This window comes from Marivirga lumbricoides (assembly GCF_014636295.1).
Lineage (GTDB): Bacteria > Bacteroidota > Bacteroidia > Cytophagales > Cyclobacteriaceae > Marivirga > Marivirga lumbricoides.
Genome location: NZ_BMEC01000006.1, coordinates 75,565 through 97,751, shown reverse-complemented (window position 1 = coordinate 97,751; position 22,187 = coordinate 75,565). Strand labels below are relative to the sequence as shown.

At 35.7% G+C, this 22,187-nt stretch carries 17 protein-coding genes; 10 read left to right on the top strand and 7 right to left on the bottom strand.

The window, feature by feature from the left end; translation table 11 throughout:
* Position 1 precedes the first annotated feature (1 nt).
* From IEV85_RS10445 to IEV85_RS10430, 4 genes are all read left to right on the top strand, one after another.
* On the top strand, positions 2-937 hold the full coding sequence (locus tag IEV85_RS10445) for a PorP/SprF family type IX secretion system membrane protein (RefSeq protein WP_188463025.1): 936 nt from the start codon (positions 2-4) through the stop codon (positions 935-937).
* Complete coding sequence (locus IEV85_RS10440; RefSeq protein WP_188463023.1) at positions 934-2,577, top strand: tetratricopeptide repeat protein; 1,644 nt, start codon at positions 934-936, stop codon at positions 2,575-2,577. The genes IEV85_RS10445 and IEV85_RS10440 overlap by 4 nt, the downstream gene beginning before the upstream one ends.
* Positions 2,574-4,673 carry a sensor histidine kinase gene (locus IEV85_RS10435; protein WP_229712559.1) on the top strand — a complete coding sequence of 700 codons (2,100 nt, stop codon included), beginning with the start codon at positions 2,574-2,576 and terminating at the stop codon, positions 4,671-4,673. The genes IEV85_RS10440 and IEV85_RS10435 overlap by 4 nt, the downstream gene beginning before the upstream one ends.
* A gap of 327 nt (positions 4,674-5,000) precedes the next feature.
* Positions 5,001-7,031, top strand: a complete 2,031-nt coding sequence (locus tag IEV85_RS10430) for an HYR domain-containing protein (RefSeq protein WP_188463019.1) — start codon at positions 5,001-5,003, stop codon at positions 7,029-7,031.
* Between the two features lie 54 nt (positions 7,032-7,085).
* Here IEV85_RS10430 and IEV85_RS10425 read toward each other — a convergent pair whose 3' ends face one another.
* Positions 7,086-8,822, bottom strand: a complete 1,737-nt coding sequence (locus IEV85_RS10425) for an alkaline phosphatase D family protein (protein ID WP_188463017.1) — start codon at positions 8,820-8,822, stop codon at positions 7,086-7,088.
* Between the two features lie 122 nt (positions 8,823-8,944).
* Here IEV85_RS10425 and IEV85_RS10420 point away from each other — a divergent pair, with 122 nt between their 5' ends.
* A complete protein-coding gene (locus IEV85_RS10420) occupies positions 8,945-9,595 on the top strand; it encodes a hypothetical protein (protein ID WP_188463015.1) in 651 nt (216 codons plus the stop codon).
* A 729-nt stretch (positions 9,596-10,324) separates the two neighbouring features.
* Here the strand turns inward: IEV85_RS10420 and IEV85_RS10415 are convergent.
* Positions 10,325-11,224: a DUF6268 family outer membrane beta-barrel protein gene (locus tag IEV85_RS10415; protein WP_188463014.1), complete on the bottom strand. Its 900-nt coding sequence runs from the start codon at positions 11,222-11,224 to the stop codon at positions 10,325-10,327.
* A gap of 202 nt (positions 11,225-11,426) precedes the next feature.
* Between IEV85_RS10415 and IEV85_RS10410 the strand changes: the two genes are divergently transcribed.
* The gene (locus IEV85_RS10410) at positions 11,427-12,452 is read left to right on the top strand and encodes a histidine kinase (RefSeq protein ID WP_188463013.1); all 1,026 of its coding nucleotides are present in this window, start codon (positions 11,427-11,429) and stop codon (positions 12,450-12,452) included.
* Positions 12,452-13,207 (top strand): LytR/AlgR family response regulator transcription factor, encoded by a 756-nt coding sequence (locus IEV85_RS10405; RefSeq protein WP_188463011.1) that lies wholly within the window; start codon positions 12,452-12,454, stop codon positions 13,205-13,207. The genes IEV85_RS10410 and IEV85_RS10405 overlap by 1 nt, the downstream gene beginning before the upstream one ends.
* Before the next feature lie 19 nt (positions 13,208-13,226).
* Here IEV85_RS10405 and IEV85_RS10400 read toward each other — a convergent pair whose 3' ends face one another.
* Together IEV85_RS10400 and IEV85_RS10395 are read right to left on the bottom strand one after the other, a co-directional pair.
* A complete protein-coding gene (locus IEV85_RS10400) occupies positions 13,227-14,348 on the bottom strand; it encodes a polysaccharide deacetylase family protein (RefSeq protein ID WP_188463008.1) in 1,122 nt (373 codons plus the stop codon).
* A complete protein-coding gene (locus IEV85_RS10395; RefSeq protein ID WP_188463006.1) occupies positions 14,305-15,090 on the bottom strand; it encodes a glucosaminidase domain-containing protein in 786 nt (261 codons plus the stop codon). The genes IEV85_RS10400 and IEV85_RS10395 overlap by 44 nt, the downstream gene beginning before the upstream one ends.
* Before the next feature lie 201 nt (positions 15,091-15,291).
* Between IEV85_RS10395 and IEV85_RS10390 the strand changes: the two genes are divergently transcribed.
* Positions 15,292-16,023 (top strand): carboxypeptidase-like regulatory domain-containing protein, encoded by a 732-nt coding sequence (locus tag IEV85_RS10390; protein WP_188463004.1) that lies wholly within the window; start codon positions 15,292-15,294, stop codon positions 16,021-16,023.
* A 17-nt stretch (positions 16,024-16,040) separates the two neighbouring features.
* Positions 16,041-17,048: a transglutaminase domain-containing protein gene (locus IEV85_RS10385; RefSeq protein WP_188463002.1), complete on the top strand. Its 1,008-nt coding sequence runs from the start codon at positions 16,041-16,043 to the stop codon at positions 17,046-17,048.
* 1,126 nt (positions 17,049-18,174) lie between these two features.
* On the opposite strand, the gene IEV85_RS10380 is transcribed toward IEV85_RS10385, so the two are convergent.
* Both IEV85_RS10380 and IEV85_RS10375 read right to left on the bottom strand, forming a co-directional pair.
* On the bottom strand, positions 18,175-18,669 hold the full coding sequence (locus tag IEV85_RS10380; RefSeq protein ID WP_188463000.1) for a peptide-methionine (S)-S-oxide reductase: 495 nt from the start codon (positions 18,667-18,669) through the stop codon (positions 18,175-18,177).
* Positions 18,670-18,705: 36 nt separating this feature from the next.
* Complete coding sequence (locus IEV85_RS10375; RefSeq protein ID WP_188462998.1) at positions 18,706-20,676, bottom strand: DUF3352 domain-containing protein; 1,971 nt, start codon at positions 20,674-20,676, stop codon at positions 18,706-18,708.
* A 259-nt stretch (positions 20,677-20,935) separates the two neighbouring features.
* Between IEV85_RS10375 and IEV85_RS10370 the strand changes: the two genes are divergently transcribed.
* Positions 20,936-21,244 (top strand): LuxR C-terminal-related transcriptional regulator, encoded by a 309-nt coding sequence (locus IEV85_RS10370; RefSeq protein WP_188462996.1) that lies wholly within the window; start codon positions 20,936-20,938, stop codon positions 21,242-21,244.
* Positions 21,245-21,382: 138 nt separating this feature from the next.
* Here the strand turns inward: IEV85_RS10370 and IEV85_RS10365 are convergent, their stop codons facing one another.
* The gene (locus IEV85_RS10365) at positions 21,383-22,081 is read right to left on the bottom strand and encodes an energy transducer TonB (protein ID WP_188462994.1); all 699 of its coding nucleotides are present in this window, start codon (positions 22,079-22,081) and stop codon (positions 21,383-21,385) included.
* Between the last annotated feature and the right edge of the window lie 106 nt (positions 22,082-22,187).

Here is a 22,187-nt window from a genome sequence, read left to right as displayed (position 1 = left end):
TATGGACAGTAGCAGAGGTCAATTTTTAAGTATAATTATCTTACTCGTTTTCATACAGATGTTGACCGTTTTTAGAATTACCTATGCTCAGCAGAAAGTCCAATTTACGCAGTATATGTATGATGGCTCACTTATTAACCCTGCTTATGTAGGTGCTGATGAAGCACTTAGCCTTACATTTATTAACAGGAACCAATGGACTGGAATTGATGGGGCGCCCACTACTCAAACTTTATCAGCTCATACCTTGTTCGCTAAAAAACAATTAGGTGTAGGCATATTAATACATCATGAAAAAATAGGCGTGCATCAAAATTTTAATTTGTCTAGCAATTATGCTTACCATCTAAAGGTAGGTATGCAACACTATCTTTCTTTAGGATTACAGGCAGGAATCCACACCAGAAGATCTGATTATGGATCAATTGCAGGGTCAAACCCTGATCCTCTGGTAACACAAGCTTCTGTATCAGATACTTACTTTGATATGGGGTTTGGCTTTTACTTCCGTGGGCCCAAGCTCCACATAGGCTTATCTGTTCCTGAAATAATTCCTAAACAGTTTACATTAAGTGATGATACCAATATGGATATTAATGAAGTTAATCAATTTTTATTTGTGCGGTATAGCATCAATGTGGGAGAGAATCTAGAAGTACAACCCGGATTTCTTTTGAAACGCATTAAAGGTTTACCACTCTCTTATGATCTTAATTTCATTACTACTTTTCGGAAGGTTTTAGGACTAGGGGTTTCCTACCGTAAAAGTGAGTCTCTGGACTTTTTGATGCGCTTACACCTTACTTCTCAATTGCAGCTAGGTTATGCTTATGATTTTCCCATCGGAAATATAGCAGGTGCTTCAAATGGCTCACATGAGATAATGGGAAGATATATCTTTAAATTTAAACAATCGAATGTCGTTTCGCCCAGATGACATTATTTCATAGAAACATATTGTTCCTAAATGTTTTTCTGCTAGTCTTTCTCCTGGCTGTCACAAATCCAACTTATGCCCAGGAGTCGGTTCTAAAGCTTCTTAAAAATGAGCAGCAAATAGCTGATACTTATTTTGAACAAAAAAATTATCACAGTGCGCTTGAAAAGTATTTGAGTGTAATTGGAGGTAAATCTGGTTCTCATGAAGTTAATACAAAAATTGCACGTTGTTATTTTTTCCTTCATGAATATGGAAATGCAGCAATGTATTACAGCAAGGCAATAGAAAATAATAATAAGTTAGTCCCTGATGATTTATTAAGATATGCTGAAGTCCTGGTAAGCACAGGTGCTTATCAGGAGGCCATTTTAACATACCGGGATTACCTTTCAGTCAATAAGAATGATGAATCTATACTTAAGAAAATTTGGAGGCTTCAAAATATAAATTTTCTATACGAAGATTCTTTGTATTATACATTGAAAAAATTGCCGATCAACTCCCCCAATGGTGATTTAGCACCTGTGCCGTACAAAAAAGGTTTAGTATTTGTATCAAACAGGGAGTCAGTTTCTGTAGTTAAAAAAGTGGATGCAAAAGTTAATGCTCCTTTCTACAGGCTTTATTTTACCCAGGTAAAAGGAGGATATGATCACATTTCAGATAGTACTTTTACAGAGCCCGTTTTATTTGATAAAGCTTTTCATTCCAATTACCATCTTGGACCGGTTGCATTTTTTCTCAACCAGAACAAAATGGTTTTTACTCGCTCTTCTCACGAATCAGGTAATAATGGTATTAGTACCTTACAGCTTTACTTTGCTTCTAATAGCGGTATTGGTTGGAGGAAAATTATGCCCTTTCCATTTAACAGCCAAAATTTTTCTAATACGGATCCTACCATTAACGAAGCCGGAACATTACTTATATTTTCATCTGACAGACCCGGAGGATTCGGAGGAAAGGATTTATATAAATCTGAATTTATTGATGGTAGCTGGACTGACCCCGTAAATTTAGGAGAGAATATCAATACAGCAGGTGATGAGGTATTTCCTTATCTTCATGAGGAGAGAACTTTATATTTCTCTACTGATGGTCACCCGGGCCTGGGTGGGCTTGATATTTTTAAGGCTGAGATTATAAATAGCAATATAGAAAATCCTGCAAACATAGGTTACCCACTTAATTCCGGCTACGATGATTTTGGGATTTTCATTGATTCCACTGGTACCAGGGGCTATTTGAGTTCTAACAGAACATTTGGAGGCTATAATGATGACATTTATATGTTTGAAATGGACTTGCAGCCTTACCCTCTTACGGTTAACGGAATAATTAAATATATTGAGCATAACTGGATGGATTCCAGCGAATTAAAAACGATGGGTAATGTAAAGCTTTTCCTTATAGATGATTTTAAGGATGAGGTGGTAGCTGAAAGTACTTCAGATAAAAGTGGTAATTTTATGATGACCGTACCGTACTACAGTAAATATAAAATTCAGGTAGTAGGCGAAAATATTGAAGGAATAGTAAGTTTTGAGGTGCCTAAGCATCAAAAATCCAACGACAAGTACGATATTGTAGTGGTGAATGACGATTTTGATACCACAAGTAATGAGAATAGGGAATGAGTAGGATTTTTAACCTAGATGATTTTTTTCAGGGCAAATCGGTAGTTTTGATTTTTTGTACACTGAGCCTGATGTTCTTTATTTTTAGTTCTTCCGCTATTGCACAACAAATGGTGCAGGTGAAGGCTTTTAATATGGAGTTGCAACCATATGGAAATATTAAGATTTCTATTAATGGAGGGGAGAATGTATTGCTGGATGATAAAGGAACAGCTTTCATTGACCTTTCACCTAATCAAATTCCGGTGAGGTCAATCATTATAGAGAATCAAAGCCTTGAGGCTGCTTCCTGGAAACTGAGCAAAGGCATACTTGAAATAGTGGTGCGTAAAAAAAATTATAGAGTAGTACCTGTTCTTATCAAAAACACGCGCGGCAGCCCTCTAAACGATGTTGAAGTAACCTTTAATGGCCAGAAAGTATTCACCTCCACTACTGACAAAGACGGAATAGTGAACCTCCCACTTGCGCTGGATGAAAAAATTGAAGGTATTAATCAATTTGCAATCAATGGCTATCAAGCAAATAATATAACACCATCCGACAGAAAGTATATCATTACAGCTGATAAAATAGCCATAACGCTAACTAATAGTGAACAGCAAAAAAATAGTAAACCTCAAAGCCTGGACCAGGATTACTTTAGAAATTTTGATTTAAAAAACCTTGACTCTATCCAATCTCTCACTGTTTTCTATAGCATTTTTAAGAATTTCGAGATGGAGGAACTGAGCAAAGAAGATATAAAGCGGATAGATGCAAAGTTTGAGTCCCTCGTAGGAGAGTTAGAAGACGCGGTCAGTAAAAGAAGTGCTGTTACTGTAATGAATAACATATCAGATACCACTTATCTTCAAGATGACATTCAAAACCTACAAAAGCAAGCCAGATTAGAAAGTGACCTGCTAGTTCAGCAAAGGAAGGAATTTGAAGATAAGATAGCCATAGTTAATGCAAAATTGGAACAGGGATTTGATAATTTAAATAAAGAACAACGAGCAGAGTTACTAAACGATATAAACCAGCTAGAGCAGCTTTTAATTGCAAATGAAAGCCAATTCTATAAAAATCAAAGTAGCTATCAGCAAATAATTAACAGCCTTAGAGAACAATTTTTTGATTTTGAGGAGTTGGAAGGGAAACTTTCCGGTAGTGAGGCAGAGAGGTTAAGAGAAAAAGAACTATTTCGTAAGCGTATTTTAGCCATCTTGGCAGTGGTACTACTTTTTACCATCCTTATTATTCTTCTGATTTATTTTAGCTTACGCTTAAAAAAGCAGAAAAAAGATTTGGCCTTAGCTAACATTGAGGTTCAAAACATGAATGACAATCTGGAAACAATTGTGCATGATAGAACAAGGTTACTTGAACAGACTTTTGCGGAGTTAGATACTGTACTGTACAGAGCTTCTCATGATTTAAGAGCTCCTGTTTGCTCCATAGCAGGTTTATGCAACATTGCTACTATTACTTCATTTGAGCCTAACGAAGTAATTGATAGAATGGTATTAACCAATAACGATATGGATAAACTATTGAAGAAACTAAGTATAATTAGTGAAATTCACCAACCCGGTAATTTCTCAAAGGTAGATTTGTCTTCAATTATAAATAAGGTGGTAAATACTTTTCAACCTGTCATTAAAGAGAATAAGATCAATTTAGAAATTGATTGCCCTCAAGATTTAATCGTTAATACTATTCCTAACCTGCTTGAAATTATTTTATATAATTTGTTAGAAAATGCGGTTTATTATTGCCTGATAAAACCCAATACAGATTATAGTATCAAATTAAAAGCGTATATTTCTGAAGAAAAGTTGGTAATTACTGTATTTGATAACGGTATTGGTGTAGATGAATCCATCCGAAATCAGCTTTTTGAAATGTTTTTCAGAGGCACTGAATTTTCAAAAGGTAATGGCTTAGGTCTTTATATCGTAAACAAAGCTGTACGTTCTTTAAATGGTAAAGTGATAGTAGAATCAGAACCCGGAAAATTCAGCAGGTTTATAGTACAGCTTCCTCTGGAAGCTAGTCAGGAGTATGCATTTAACTTTTTAGGGAATAATCATAGTGAATATTTCTATCGTTAATGCATTTTATTGCAATTCCACGAATTTTTATGGATTTGCAGATTTTTTTATCGTTTAAGTGACGCTTATTCTGATATTTTTTGTTCATGTCAGGAAAGGTGCTTAAATTAATTTAAACTGTCAGTATGGAATAGGGGCCATGCTTTTATTGCTGATATATTTTTTAATATGATTTTTTTATCTCACAAGGCCTTTACCTTCACCTGTAAAGTTTTTATACTTTTTACACTATGTTTTTGCCTGCAGTTTTCCGGGTACGGCCAATCTTGCCAGTGCGATCAACCAGAAACTTGTGCCCCCTGTGAGGGAGGATTAACAAGTTTAACATTGAGATATTTAGGATGGGGAATAGGGTTACGCTATTCAGTTACGGATGACAGTGGAAATGTTGGCAATGGTTTTTTAATCAACAACACATTCACTGTTAATAGTAGGAATAATCAACCTTTTAGAGGAGGGGAAATTACCGTTAGTGTAATCGTGCTAATTGGTAATCAAATTATCGCAACAGAAACCATTAATACTTCTTGTGAAGACCCTGTATATCAAGGTGATCGGATAGGGAGTTTTATGGTGTTGGCAGGGCGAAGCTTAAGAGGCGGATCAATATGCTGCGCTCAATCAACTGAAGATAATCTTCCACCACAGATTACTGATTGTCCTGCTGATATAAATATACAAGTGGGTAATAATTGTACAAGATCTGTTGATTGGGATGAACCTTATGCAACAGATGAATGTGGAGTAGCTTCATTTACCAGTTCGTATCAACCTGGCGATGAATTCCCGCTTGGAACGACAAGGGTTACTTATACTGCCAGAGATAATGCAGGTAATGAAAGTATCTGCGCATTTAATGTAACAGTTTCTGATAATAGCAAACCCGTATTCACAACTTGTAACAAATCAAAAATTAAAGTGGATACAGACGGAGCTTGTAATGCTTCTGTCAGCTGGACACCACCCATGGCCAGGGATAACTGTGGAATGGCATCACTCACCAGCAATTTTTCTCCCGGAGATATTTTTCCAATAGGTAAAACAACGGTTACCTATACTTCTACAGATAATTCAGGCAATACGGCAACATGCTCATTTGATGTACAAGTAAAAGTAAGGGAAAGCGAGGCTATTAGTGGTTGTTTAAATGATATCAGGGTTTCTGCCGGAGCTGCCTGTGGCAGGCAGGTTACATGGCAAGTTCCACAAGCAGCCTGTTCATTAAGTTTAACTTCTAACTATGAGCCAGGGGAAATTTTTCCTATTGGAACCACTGAAGTTGTATATACTGCTTTTGATGAAGATGAAAATATAGCTACTTGTTCTTTTACTATTACCGTTATTGATGAAACAGCACCTGTTTTCTCCAATTGTCCTGATGATATATATATTGAGAGAAATGAAGGGTGTGAAGTAACTGCTAGTTGGCAAATCCCTGATTTAACTGATAATTGCGATGAGGATATAATGGTAGAAGCATCGCATGATCCAGGTGACGTTTTTCCCTTGGGAGTAACAGAAGTGACTTATTCTGCTGAGGACAATTCCGGACTTACTGCTACCTGTAAGTTTAAGGTAGTGGTTTCAGAAGTTCCGGTATTAAACACTAATAATTGCCCTAAGAACATCACCGTTTCAGCAAATAACGAGTGTGAAAAATCTGTTTCATGGGAAGCTCCTGTTTTAGTAAATACCTGTACTGATTTTACTTTAACAAGTAATTATCAACCGGGAGATGTTTTCGCAATAGGTACCACAGAAGTTACTTATACTGCAAAGGATGATGTGGGGAACTTATCCACCTGCAGTTTTAACGTGATTGTGGAGAATGCTATAAAACCTTCAATATCAAAATGTCCGACTACTATTAAAGTGAAGGCCAATTCGGAAGGAGTTGCTAAAGTAGAATGGGAAGTCCCCCAGGCTATAATTAGCTGTGGTTCAGCAGAGCTGACAAGTTCACATGAACCAGGTGACATTTTTGAGATAGGTACAACAGAAGTTGTTTATACACTAAACAATGATTTTGATGAAACTGTAAGCTGCTCATTTCAGGTAATTGTAGTAGAAGAAGAGTTTAAATTGGAAGTTCAAAAAATTGTAACACCTAACAATGATAATTATAACGATGAATGGATTATAGAAGGGATATCCAGGTTTAAAAGCGTACATATTCGTATAATTGACAGATGGGGAAGTGAGGTTTTTAAAGCAACTGCCTCAAATAACGGTCAGGTAATTTGGGATGGAACTTACAGAGGTGATATTGTTCCATCAGGCACTTATTATTATTTAATCAAATTAGATTCAGAGTCTTCAACCTTTGAACAAAAGGGCTTCCTGGAGTTAATAAAATAAAAACCTGCTTTCCAAAATGAAAAGCAGGTTTAAGTAAGGCTGTTTCTATTAGTGTTAACTTTCAATAGCTACTTTTCCACTTACTGTTGTAGTATTTTCCACTGAAAGTGTTGAAATATATCTGTAATCTGCTTCAGCTTTTGATTGGTTAAATGTGACTAAGACAAAACCACGGCTTTTAGCATCAGTATAAAGCAAATCATCTACTAATAAAGTGTTAGCTTGTTCAAAACCTTTAATTACAGCATCATCTGAGCCAAAGATAGCTTCAAAACCCGGAGAAGAAACTGATGCAGTGGCAAACTCTGTACCTACTTTTTCACCCTGACTATCGGCTAGCTGATTATGCCAGGCATTATGAGTGTCACCGGCCACAGATATTAATTTCTTACCTTTTGCCGCAGCATAGATTGTTTCTCTTTCAACAGGGTAGCCATCCCAGGCATCTAAATTATAAGGCAAAACAGTTTCAACGCGTGCCCTTTCTTCGGTTGTTACAGTAGAATCACCTTGTAAAATTCTAACTTTAATAGTTGAAAGCTCAGTAACTATAGTATTGTATTGTTGAAGTAAGGCTGGTGTTGCACCTTCGCTGGTTATTTGTGCAGTAAGCAATAGTAATTCAGTTGGAATGAAAATTTTTCCCATCAATACCTGACTACCTAAAACATTCCATTGAGCTGAGCTACTGCTTAACTGGCTAATTAACCAGTTACGTTGCTCTGTTCCCAGGAGTGTTCTTGCAGGGTTTTGCCAATCACTTACGAATTTCTCAGTATCAAGTCCGGAGGCTGTAAAGTAGTCTGTGTAATTTAATTGCTTATTTCTTCCTATAAGCCTGGTATCAAGCATCATCAGATTAACCATCCCGGCTATCTCAAAACTTCTGTAAATTTTAGCATTATCATTCACTCTGGCAGGTAAGTACTCATGCCACACCTGAATAGCACTCATTTTACGTTCTTCAAAACTGCCTTCACCAGCATCATGGTTTTCAGCACCATCTGTATAAGCATCATTAGTGATTTCATGGTCATCCCAAACGCATATGAAAGGCTTTAACTGATGCGCCTTTTGTAACTGGGTATCACTTCTGTACTGTCTGTATCTTTCCCGGTATTCATCTACGGTTATTATTTCTCCGGCTGGTTGGTGAGCTCTGTTTAAAGATGCTGTTAAAGGGTTTGTTCCATATCCTCCTTCACCATATTCATAGATATAGTCTCCCAAATGTACTACTACATCCGCTTCAGACTCAGCAACTGCACCATACACATTGAATAGCCCTGACTGGAAATTGGCACAAGAGACAATAGCCATTTTCACCTCATTTTTTTCGCCAGCGGCAGGAAGCGTTTTTGTTTCGCCTGTTATTGAGACAGCTTGAGTGACTTCATTTCTAAAACGATAATAATATTTTGTATTAGACTGAAGGTTACTTACATCTACATTAATGGTATTATCACTTTGAACATCAATAATAACAGTTTCGCTGGCTACCACGCTTTTGAACGAAGCATCAATAGCAACATCAAGAATAATAGAAGGTTGTCCGCTTTCATTTGAGGCTTTAGTATATCGTGACCAAAGAATCACTTTGTCCTGAGAAGGATCGAAACTAGCTACGCCATGGAGAAAGCCAAATTCTCCCTCTGCAACAAAATTGGCCGTATCATCTTCTTTGCAACCTGTTAGTAAAGAAGGTAGGATGGTTACGCCAGCGGCTGCCACAACCGAATTTCTTAGAAAGCTTCTTCTGCTGATCTTTTTTAGTACTTTATTTTCAGTCATCAGTAAATAAATTAATAGAGTTGGATTGATGCCTAAAGATAAATCCCTGCTATTCATGAGGTGTTAAGCCTTATTTATGCTTAAGTTAATTACTGTTAAATTATTATAAAGGGTAGGATAGGATGTTAAAAGTACAAACCCTACGAGTTCTTTTGAGTATAAAGTATTTATATACAATTATTTATAACTATATTAAACGAAAAGTTATAAAGCAATACACATCTGATTTTAAGAATATGTCTATCGATAAGAAAATAAAAAAAGTAGGTGAGGCGATAAGTAAGTCTGTAAGTAAATTACTGAAGTTGGTCAACAAAAAAGCATCAAATAAAAAGATACTTAAGCAAGTCGAAAAAGTGCAAGTGTTAAATAAGGAAAAGAAAAAGCTTAAGAAAGTATCTAAAATTGACAATGCAGAAACAGTTGACAAAGCTAAAAGCACAGTGAAGCCTTCGAAAAAGACTTTTGCTGAAAAGGAAGCCCCATCTAACAACCAAATAGAGGAGAAGTTAGTGAAGAACAGATCTTCTATAGCGAAATCAAAAGAAGGGAGAAACAATTCCCAGAAGGTTAATAAACCCGTAAAAACCACTACTGCAAATGATAATGATCTGAAATCAGAAAAAAGTATCGATATGAATGCGAGGACTGCTATCTATAAGATTACAGAATTTGATGATTTACAAAAGCTGAATCACTTTTTGAAAGGAGAGAAGAGAAAGACTGTTTTGGAAAGGGCAGAGGCAAGGAAAAATGCACTTTCAGTAAATTAAAAGAGGCTGTCTCAAATCAGAGGTAAAATTTCATGATAGCCTCATTTCAGTTGCTATTAGCTTGCTTACATATCATGTCACAGAATCTCAATTTAGTATATCCTTATAAGAGCTATCAGCAGTAGCAGTCCCATCGGGACGAAATCATGTTAGCAATTAATGTGATAGCATTTCTCAATCCCATCGGGATGACATTTAAAGTTGGAAGGTAGAAGTATCAGTATAATGTCGTCCTTACAAGACTTTAAATTATGGTAAGTTCATTATTACCATAATACCACCTCTACGAGGTTTTGAACCCTCCACATTCCACCTCTAGCCATGCTTCGTGTCTCACGATGCATTTCATATTCCTAGTTTACTTGAATATGATATCACAAAACCTGATCATAGTGCATCAAAGTGCTTCAAAGGCATCAGTCCCAGCAGGACGAAACTATGGTAGCAATTAATGTGATAACATTTCTTAATCCCATCGGGATGACATTTAAAGTTGGAAGGTAGAAGCGTCAGTATAATGTCGTCCTTACAGGACTTTAAAGTATGATGAGTTCATATATTGCCATCATACCACCTCTACGAGGTTTTGAACCTTCCATATTCCATCTCTAGCCATACTCTGGTGAACCCGCTGCCATCCCACGAGCTCCCTGTCTTCCAGCCCTTGCCGGGTTATTTCAGGGCATTGTAGAACAAAAAAGGTGCATTAGCGGATGCACCTTTTTTGTTTTAAAAGTTATAATTAATCCCTGCAGAAAAATATGGAGAAACTTGAAAATAATAGTAGGTCTCTCTAAACATGCTCTCAAGTTTGCGATCATCTTTTTGTGCTGTCCTCATCGTATTTATACCTGCTGTGAAAGGTATTGTAACATTTTTACCAAGCTTAATTTCAGGCTGAATTCCTGTTACAATATATTGATGGGTAAACATTTTATCCTGGTTATCCTCTTCAAAAAATGCTGCCTGACCATCAACTCCGATGATATAATTGATATTGATCAGCTTATTTAGTTCATACTTTACTGAGACATCCAACCCCTGAAGTAATGAAACATTCAAGCTGTATTTTCCTTCTTTAGCCCATTTCAAGTACAGGGCAGGGAAAGCCATAGGATATCCGAATGAATTGTTAAAAGCCAAACCGATTCCAAGGTCAAGATTTGGTTTTAGGTGATGAATAAACAGAGCAGCCACGTTCCCTAATACTGTACTTGATGAGATTTGTGAGAAATTACTTTCTGAAGAAAAAATTCCTGCTCCTAAGCTGGCCATCATAGACCATTTTTCATTCAAAGGTCTCAGGTGGTAAATGTTTAGGCTTACATTCGTGATCTCATCAAGAACGAGGTCTTCAGTAAAGTTTCTGTTGTCTAAAGATACATGTGCAGCCTGTGCAGCTACTCCCCACACGGTAGGTTTTTTATCAAGCTCTTGTTTAACTGATATAGGTAAATTTATACCTGCCTGATACACTAATGCTGAACCTTCGCTGTTTCCCACTTTATTACTGTCATCATTTTTTCCCACTCTGTAGCTTGATTTGCCAAAATATTCTGTTTTCAAAGTAATCTGTGCCATCACATCTGAATAAGAGATTACTAAAATTATAATGAGTAGCTTTTTCATTTTGTTCTGATTTAGGGTTTGTTTTTGCTTCTTCAGTCAAAATTGACCTTTTGATTTCTATTATGTAAATGTTTTTGACCAATGAACATTTGCCTTTGACTAATGACATAGCTTATTGATGTAGAAGCTTTAATTTTGAGCTGGAAATGGGAATCAGATTTTGTAAAAACATATCTGCCAGACAAATTCTAAATAAAAAAATGTGAAAAATGACTTATTAAAAAGAGAATCCTACATCATATTGATGTATTGGATAATAATGTTCTTTGTTTTTTTTGTGCAGGTGATAGCTCAAACCAATAGCGTGACTGAAGCCGGGTTGTTCTCATTGCTTTTGGTAGTAAGTATTTATCCTATAGCCACCTATTTAAGCCGTGATTTGTTATTAAGAGCAATGAGGCTAAAAAAGATAAGTCGATTTGTCCTTCAGTTTTTCTTATTCTCATTGCTTAACGGAATTATTTTACTGACTTATCTTTTTCTTTTTCATTTATTGGAACAGGAAGGTTTTTTTCCAAAATCAGAATATTTTTCAATTGCATTGGAGCCTTTTACTATTGCTTCCATATTTTTTTCATCCGGAGTTTTTATTAATCTATGCATTTGTGGATTACGCTTTCTATTAGAATATATTCGATCTCAAAAAGTAATTTTAGAATATCAGCTACGCACACTTCAGCATCAGGTAACCCCTCACTTTATGTTTAATGTATTAAACCATATTCATATCTTAATGCAGGAGGATGTGGAAAAATCTTCTTCTCTGTTGCTTAAGTATTCAGAAATATTGCGGTATCAACTATATGAAGGAAGCAAAAAGATTGTTAGACTGGAGCAGGATATTCAATTTATAAAAGATTTTATCTCTATTGAGGAGTTTCGCTGGAGCGGCAAATTGACTACCCGTTGTTCATGGGAAGTTGAAAATGGAAAAATGGAAATTCCTGCGCTGTTATTTATTGTTTTCATTGAAAACGCTTTTAAATATGCAACAAAAAGTGAATCTGAGCCTGGATTTATCACTATACATTTTAAGCAGCAAGGGAACATGTTGAAACTAGAAGTGGAAAACTCTAAGCATGAGGCTCCGCTTCAGTCTAGCGATTCTGCAGGGTTAGGACTTAAAAATATTAGAGAAAGACTTGAAATTCTTTATCATTCAAAATACAGTCTTGACATAGTGGAGACAGAGAACCGTTATCATATCAATTTACAAATTACTGCCTGATGGAAGATATCTTAGTAAAGAAAGCCGATTCTATACAACTTAAATGCCTGGTAGTTGATGATGAAGCAATAGCAATACGGGGAATTGTTAATTACATCAATAAAATGGATACCCTTAAAGTGGTAGCAACTTGTTCTTCAGCCATTGAGGCTGCTAAAATTTTAAAGACTCAGGAGATTGATTTGATGTTTTTAGATATAAATATGCCTCATCTCTCTGGTATGGAATTTCTTGAATCATTAGAAAAGCCACCTTTAACCATTATAACAACTGCTTATTCTGAATATGCACTTGAGGGGTTTCGTTTGCATGTGGTAGATTATTTAATGAAACCTATTAGTTTCCAGAGGTTCTTTCAGGCAGTTTCTAAGGCTCAGGGCTTATTCCGATCTTCCTTAGTAGAAGTAGAAAAAGCCACAGCAGATGTGCCCGCACATATGTATATAAGGCAGGGAGATGCTTTTCATAGAGTACTATTAAATGATGTTCTCTATATAGAAAGTATGCAAAATTATGCGAAACTCTTTTTGAGTGGCAAGGTGCTGACCATTCACCAAACAATGGTTTCATTGGAGGATTTACTTCCAAAAGAGATGTTTTTTCGAATTCACCGATCTTACTTAATTAACCTGTCAAAAATTGATATTATTTCTGGTGGGCGTATTTTTATTCAGGATAAAGAGTTGCCTATTTCCAGACATAGGAGAGAAGAGCTTTTAACAAATGTGGTATACAAAAACCTTATGAGTAAATGATTTTATTGCAAATAGGGGGTTAATGAATGGAAGGATTAATCCATAACTGGCTAAACCAGTACCACTTACCATCTTTATCTGGCACTGTAAGCGTGTACAAAGTTCTTCTTCTTTGATTAATAGCTGATTGAGGACTCATGGTTATTTCAACTGTACCATCGGGCAAGTTTTTAGTTTCCAAATGGCATTCCGTCCCTTGTATAAAGCATTGCATTTGTTGGAGTGATATAGGAAAGCTATCAACTTTTAGGGTAAGCTTTGGTTGTAATACTTCATCAGTTAGTAAAAACGAGGAAGGGTTTCTATTGATAACTGGTAATGCTTTCATTTTGGCCTTAGAAACAAATTTATCTAAAGCAGCATAAGATTCAGACATAGGAAAGCGTGGACACTGCATTAAATCAGTTCCGGAATAAATAACTCCTGAATTTTGTGCAGCGGCAGCTTTAAAGCCAGCGTCAGATACAATTTGTACCATTTTTTCATCTAATTCCCCGTATGGATAGGCAAAAGTTTCAGGAGCCTTCCCGGTATTCTTCTCAATTAATTGTTGAGTTTTTGAAATTTCATTTTCAAACTCTTTATACCTTTCTTCTGATGACATATTAAGGAAATAGGCATGGGAGTGGGTGTGGTTTCCAATTTCTATCCCATTATTCTCGCTCGATTTTATAGACTTCCAATCCATATAATCAGCGCCTCCTATACTTTCAGTATTGATAAATAATGTAGCCGGGAAATCATATTTTAGAAGTAGAGGAAGGCCATTTTCGTAAAAGCTTTGATAGCCATCATCAATAGTAATAACTGCGGTTTTTTTTGCTTCTTTGGAAGAGTGAAGGTAATCAATAGCATCAGAAAAAGTTAACACCTGGTATCCGTTCTCTTTAAGGTAGTTCAAATGAGCTTCAAAATCTGCGAGGGAGATATTGGTGGAAGGGTAGCGGCTATCACCAAAACGATGATATACAAAACTCACTACTTCTTTATTAGTAGCTATTGGCTCTTTATCTGCCTGTTGCTTCTCTGCTTTGGAACTACAGGCGATAAATAAAGCTAAGAAAGAGCTTAGAAATACAAGTTTAAATAACAAGCGTTTATTCTTCAATAAAATAAGTTGGGTCCAGTTGATAATTGTCATATTTAGTCAAGTCATTTTGCCTTATAATTGTTTTGAGTTGAGCAACATAGGCCATTCCTCTTTCAGAGTAATACTTTAAATGGGGTAGAAGCTCATGAATATCATCTGTATAATATTTTGTTTGCCTGAACTGCCGGTAGGGGCGGGCTCTCCCTAAAGTAACAAAATAGTCCTCAATAGATTGTGATATGTCATCATACTTTCTCAAATATACATTATTATGGTTAGCCGGAATCCTTGGTTCATCAGCTTTATAAGCCCAAATGCCAAACAAATTATTAGCTTCTCTAAAGAATCTTGAAGAGCCCCATCCACTTTCTACCGCTGCTTGTGCCAGCGTTATGCTATTAGGGTGGGTTTCCATTTTGAGGAGCAGGTTTTCATGATCTTTTGCCTTAAATTTCTCCATTTGTTGATTAAAAAAGGAAGAATCCTCAGGAGACCATTCATTTTTATCTATTAAAGCTTCAACCTTTTGTCTGTCAATTTTCAGGTGATGTTTAGCGATTAAAACTGCAGGCAGAATAGATGAAATAAATCTCTCTTTTGATTTTTCAACGGGCAATCCTTCAAAAGGAGGGATGTTCTTATATAAAATTGGCTTTACTAAAGTGTCTTGAACCGAAACTATTTCATCGATATGATAAATGGTAATAGTTTCAGGTTGCAGTACTTTAACAGGATCGGAGCAAGCACTAATTGAAGTAGCAAGTATCCAGTAAAATGAAATCTTTTTAATCATGCAGGACATATAACGTAAAAATGGGGAAAAGTTTCAAATTACATGGCGTGAGGTTGTGATAGCTATACCCTTATAACAAATTAATGCACAAAAGACATTAAATTTCGTGTTCTGCTTTTTTTCCTATATATTAATTATAGAAAAATAGATGTTTCATTTGTGGAATCCGACTACATACTGCATCATTAAAAGAAAATACTTATGAAAAAGCAATTTTCTATATCAGTAGCACAACCCTGTACAGAAAAATGGGAGAATTTCAAGCCATCTGAAGAGGGGCATTTTTGTAGTTCTTGCAATAAAAATGTAATAGATTTTACAAGAATGAATGAACTGGAGATTATCAATTTTTTTAAAGATAATACGGCAAAAACATGTGGTAAATTTCTTCCTGATCAATTGAAAAACTATAATCAATTGAATGCCCCCACCATTATAACAGGTGCTAAACTTTTTAGAGCTACGACTATTGCTCTGATACTAATGTTAATAACAAAACCAGTTTTAGCTAAAAAAATAACAACTAAAACAGTTATAGAAAATGTTAATTCATTGAAAACTGAGGAAGTTGATAAAGATACTGTTATAGCTAAGCAATCTCATCTTGTTAGAGGAATTATAAAAGATGAATATGGTGAGACATTACCAGGTGCTAATATATTATTGAAAGGTACTAATATAGGAGTTATTGCGGACATAAATGGATACTTTGAGTTTCCAAAGCCACTTCAAGCCGGTGATGTATTACTTATTTACTTTATCGGTTTTAAGCGGTTAGAATATAAAGTACCTCAAAGATCAGAGGAAGAAGTAATTGAACTTGTACTAGTGATGGATATAGAAATTATGGGAGAAGTTGCTTTTAATGAAATATACAGTGAAGAAACTGTTGGTATGAAAGGCATATGGCAAAAAGTGAAAAATTGGTTTTAAATTATAGCGTTTGAATAGTGAAAATAATATTCACCTTACTAATGATTAATTGGTTTTCAGCAACAGTCTGCATTGCTCAATATATTGACTCCTCCGATTTTAGACGTCCTGATAGTATAGCTTCTTTATATAAGGGACATTCATTAGATGATTTAAGATTACTTTCTCATAAATTGACAGCATCTTTATCTACAGAAAAAGAGCAATTCAGAGCCATATTCAGTTGGGTGTGTAACAATATCAGTAACGATTATAGTTATTACGAGAAAAATAAAAGTAAGAGAGAGAAGTTACTTCATCAGCCAGAAAAATTAGCTAGGTGGAACCGAGAGTTTAGAGTTAAGGTATTTGATAGGCTTCGTAATGACTACACAACTGTATGTTCCGGCTATGCATATCTTATCCGGGAATTAGCTTATTATGCAGGTATTGAATGTGAAATAGTCGATGGGTATGGGCGCACTGCCCAAGCAAATATTGGAGGAGAGCCCGTAGCTAATCATTCATGGAATACAGTTAAAATAAATAAAAAATGGTATTTATGCGATGCTACCTGGTCCAGCGGATCGGTTGATCCTCAGCAAAAAGCATTTATTTCTACTTTTAGTGAAGCTTATTTTCTAACAGATCCATCAATGTTTGTCTTAAACCATTATCCCTTAGATACCTCAAAGCTGTATCTTAAAATTAAGCCATCCTTAGCTTCGTTTATGAAAGCCCCCCTTGTATATAAAGGCGCAATTCAGCAAAAGGTAAAACCAATTATGCCTGAGACATTTCTGGCTTTCGCTGAAAAAAATCAGCCAAAGCATTTTGTTTTTAAGAGTGTAGCTAATGAAGAAATTAAAGATTTGAAGCTACAAATCTACTTTGCTGGTAAGTATACAAATATTTCACCTGAGGTTTCTGTAAATGCAGATGGTCTACTTTCAGTTGAGTACATATTTAAAAGTAAAGGGAGTTACCTGGTGCACATAATGAATGGAGCAGACTATTTGTTTACCTATAAAATTGCTGTTAAATGATTTATAATACTTATTCTTAACCCGAGTTCGGTTAATAAAATGGCGTCCCTTCCTCTCCAAATCGGAAACGCTCTGACAGACTTTGAAATAAATTAAGAATTTAACTCAGGTTTATAGCATAAGCCGATTCTACAAAAAGGACGTTATTTCAACATGCTGTTGAAATGGACAGATTCCCTTCTGCAAGGGAATGACGTTCTAATTGTAATTTGAGTAAAAAAACTATCTTATTACACAGAGTACCTGGGACAAAAAGATTGCCGCGCTGCGCTCGCAATAACCATTTAATTTTAGGTGATACTTAATTACTAAGATTGCTTCGTACCTCGCAATAACCAGCTGATTGGCATTTTTCTTTCCATCAAGATTCAAAACAAAGGTCTGTGGCTCACAGATCTTCCCCTTTTTGCTGGACTATAATCCGCAGACCAGTGGAAAAAAAGACCTAAATAAGCAAGCACTAAATGCTTGTTACCACCACAAAAGCAGGCAATTATCGTCATCCCCGAAATTTTTGGAGAGCAACGGAAAAAATTATCAGGGATCTTTTCAATGAAATTTCATTACCTGAATTTTCTAGAATAATAGAAAAGATTGCTTCGTGCCTGGCAATAACTGTTTAATTGTCGGTTTATAGCAAAGCCAATTCTATAAATAAAGACGTTATTTCAACATGCTGTTGAAATGGACAGATTCCCTTCTGTAAGGGAATGACGTGCTAATTGTAATTTGAGTAAAAAAAAAACTATCTTATTACACAAATGAACAGAAAAACCAAGGTCTGTGGCTCACAGACCTTCCCCTTTTTGCTGGACTGTAATCCGCAGACCAGTGGAAAAAAAGACCTAAATAAGCAAGTACTAAATGCTTGTCACCACCACAAAAACAGGCAATTATCGTCATCCCCGAAATTTTGGAGAGCAACAGAAAAAATTATCAGGAATCTTTTCAATGAAATTTCATTACCTGAATTTTCTAGAATAATAGAAAAGATTGCTTTGTGCCCGGCAATAACTGTTTAATTGTCGGTTTATACCAAAGGCAATTCTATTAAAAAGACGTTATTTCAATATGCTGTTGAAATGAACTGATTCCCATAAGGATGCATTTAGAACATGAAAATTTTTCATACTTCCTTAACCACATTCCTATACTTATTCATTAGTATCCTAAGTTTAGGAGTGATGTATGTTTGACAAAAAGGCTTTTCAGGATTTTTATAGTAATAGTTGAGAAAGGTTTGCTTGTTTAATTTGAAATTCCGGAAAGGAATAGCTTCGGTGATAATGGGATTCACAAAATCATTCTGTAGCTGTGTCAGGTCAGTAGTTACTTTCTTTCTCTGTTCCTCAGAAAAAGTATACACTGCTGACCGGTATTTATTCCTCATAGCGTGAGCGGAAGTGCAACTGTGCGTATGCAGATGAATACTGACCAGCATCCTTTGAGTGATTACTTTCTTATTAAAACGAACAATTACTGCTTCAGAAAAATTATTGTTTGGTGCATCTGAGTTAATCCATCCCTGCTTCACTTCTAATACACCTTTTAAGGACTGAAATATAGCTTCTGTGCACCAATGACAACCGCCACCAAAGCCTATTTTAATTATTTTGTCCATGCAAATGCAGTTCCTGTCTCACGAATCACCTTTATATTAGAACTTCTCTTTCTTTAACAGCTCTCCTTCTTCATCATAAAATCTCCATGTGCCAGACTTTTCATCGTTTTTATATCTTCCCTTAACTACCATATTTCCCAAACTATCATATTGGTAATACCTTCCATGCTTCAGTCCATCCTTTAACGAAACTTCAAATTTCAACTGCCCGTTTCCGTAGGTTTCGGAAAAAGTTTTGCTATTTAAGTCTTCCGGTAAAATATTATCAATGGAGATAACATCGTCTTCAGTTTCTTCTTCCGGATCATTAATCACCACTTCATTCACCTTAAAGCTATGTTGGGCCACAAGGTTTTCCCAGTCTTTCATTTGCTGGTGATTAAGGTAATTCATTTGAAGCTGATGTCTTAAGAGCTTTCCATCAGTTGTAAATTGCAGACCCACCATAGGGAAACTCCTTATATATTCCTCATGCGTTAAAAGGTCTTTCCAGGAGGCCTCATCCAGTAACCTTTTTGCATCACTTAACATTTCTTCTGCACGCAGATAAATAAATAGATTTGATTCATATCCGAAATCCTCCATAAAAAGGGCATATTCTTCTGTGGCATCAAGCACAGTTTTTTCTTCAACTGCCGTAATAATTTTCCCTAAGGTTCTGGGGGAGTTACTAAATACCACGTAATCTTCCATAATGGTATAATAGGGCTTATCAATATCTGCAAAAGCTTTACCGAATAACAACTTAAAGAAACCTTTAATAGAGAGATAATGTATATTATAACCTTTATAACTAATACCTTTAAATTTTACGGGTGTTCTTTTTTTAATCTGCTGTTCAATATAGGCCAGTCGCTCAGTAGCATCATCCCTTCCAGAATGTTTTATAGCTACTGCCATTTCCACCTTATTTTTATCGCTGTTTGAATTTAGCTGAATTAGCGCTATTTCATTATCCATCCAACTTAAAAAATCATCTTCAATGGAAATTTTCAGGAATTTTTCAATTTTACTTTTACTATCTATATAATCCTCACCATCTTCATCCACGACCAGTACTTTCTCCATCTCTTTGTAAAAAGTATTGGCATCATTGAAACCGAGACTCATAAAATAGGAGGCATTGTCAGGTACTATTGTTCCCACGGCTACATCTCCCTCACCGGAGTTCATTAAAGCAGTAAGAATATTCGGTTTTTCTTTACTTACGCTGGAGTATCCTATGCTTGAAAAGATTTTATCCGTAGCTTCTAATGACATGCCACTGTATTTCAGTGGTTTCAACATGGTAAAACTGTCTTCTTCCCCTGCATCCATCCATTGTTGCATTAATTTTGCCATAGGAGCATAATTGAGATACATTTTGATTCCGCTACCCTCTATTTCCCTGCTTACGTCAATAAAGTCCAGGTCACGGATAAGAATCGGTTCCGCTAGCTGATCAATGGCATTTTCAATGATAGTATGAGTAGACGAAACCATCAGCAGGTTTTCATGAATACTCAAATAATAAGTGGTAGGATCTCCTTCAAAAGAGAATTCAATAATTTCCTTTTCATGATAATCCCGTGTATAGATTTTGCTGATGTCATCGCTCAAATCATCAATATAATTTTTAATGAAATTAAATTGAGTGGCACGTTGTAAATCAATAGTGTATAAGTAATCATATTCTTCTTTTCTGGTTTGATGGATGGAAATAACCATTGGCCGGCCAATAATCATTTCCCAAAGCATCTCATTTCCCTTCATCTCTTGGTTCATGCTGTCCATTTCATGTCCCAGCTCCGCAAAATACGGATCCGTTTTTAAGTAGTTCCAGATTTGATTATTAGTGATAACCGACCATTGCTCAAAAGGATCTTCCATCTGAATAATCAGGCTTGCATCGGCCGGAACGGCCATCATAGGGTTATTCTTTTTGACAGGTTGTAGATGAAAAAAATACACATAGGCGGCAATGGCCAAAACTAATAGGATAGAAACTACAATGATGATTTTTTTCATAAATGGTATTGCTAAAATTTAGGAGCCAAAAATTAAGAAAGATTTGCGGGCTTTAAAAGATTGCTCATTGATTTTAGCTAGATAACGCAAGAAGTAAATCTAAAAGTATGAGAAAGGATTGAGTTAAAAAAGAATGTAAAGTTTACTTACAATATTTCATACATATGTATTAAATATACCTATAAGTAGGTATTTGACATTTCAAATTTTCAATTGAAATTGAAGGAGAACGAATTATTAACCTTATAACCTGACCACAATGCAATCCAAGAAACCTACTTCTGCTCAAAGCTTAAGCTTTGAACATTATTCTCCTCACAAGTTGAAAAGGATAATATCACAGGAAGCTTTCAAAAGCGCCCATAATGTAGAATTTGAATCATTGACTGAACGAGAACGGCAAATATTTAATTTGGTAGTGCATAACCATACCAATGCGGAAATAGCACAGAAACTTTGTATCAGTAGAAAGACAGTTGAACAGCATAGGAAAAACATTAACAGAAAGCTCAATGCACATACCTTTCCAGATATATATAATTATGCATTAGCATTTGATGTAATCTGAAAATGACAATAACAACATTAAAAACTCTACATTGTAGGGAGTTTTTAATGTTGTTAAAGAAAGAATTCCAGGTTTAACCAGAATGATACATTATAATAAAAATCATAGGTTTAGATTTTAAGAAAGTTGTATTTATTTCTACCTCATTACTAATTTAAACCTGATTGGAACTACTTTTCTGCTACGGACAGCTTTGCCTCTTTGTCTGCCAGGATTCCATTTTGGGGAGTTCCTGACTACCTTGATGGCTAATTCATCACAACCACCTCCAATACCTTTAACTGCCTGCACATCGGTAATGGAGCCGTCTTTTTCTACAACAAACTGGACGTAAACAATACCTTGTATATTCATTTCCTCTGCCTGATGAGGGTAATTATCTTTTAGTTGTGAAGCTACGTATTCATAAAAAGCTCCTACACCACCTACAGGCTCTGCTTGTACTTCAACTACACTAAATATTTCATCTGCTTTCTCCTCTTCAGGTTCATCCAGTAAAGGTTCCTGATAAACGCTGGGTTCAATGGTTGTATTTTCAGTCATTTCTAAATCCAGCTCCAGATCAATATCTTCAATAATCAGTTCTTCATTAGCCACTTCCACAATTTCCGGTAATTGTATCTTTGGGGGAGGGGGAGGTGGCTGGGTAGTAAGGGGTATATCCATTACTTCTTCAAGTCTGTCATCCATTACACCGAGATCAACCACATTCGTATTATCATATACTTTGAACTGAAAAATAGCGAATACAGATGAGATTGATATCACTAACCCGATATTGAAAAATATACTCTTCAATCGGTATACATCTACATGTGGGTTTTTCTTAAGTTCCATGATTATTTATATTTAAATTTCATGAAGCCTCGATCATTCGAAACTTATTAATGTTTACGAAAACCGAAGAAAAAATTTTACCATTTTAATAGGAATATGTGTGTTT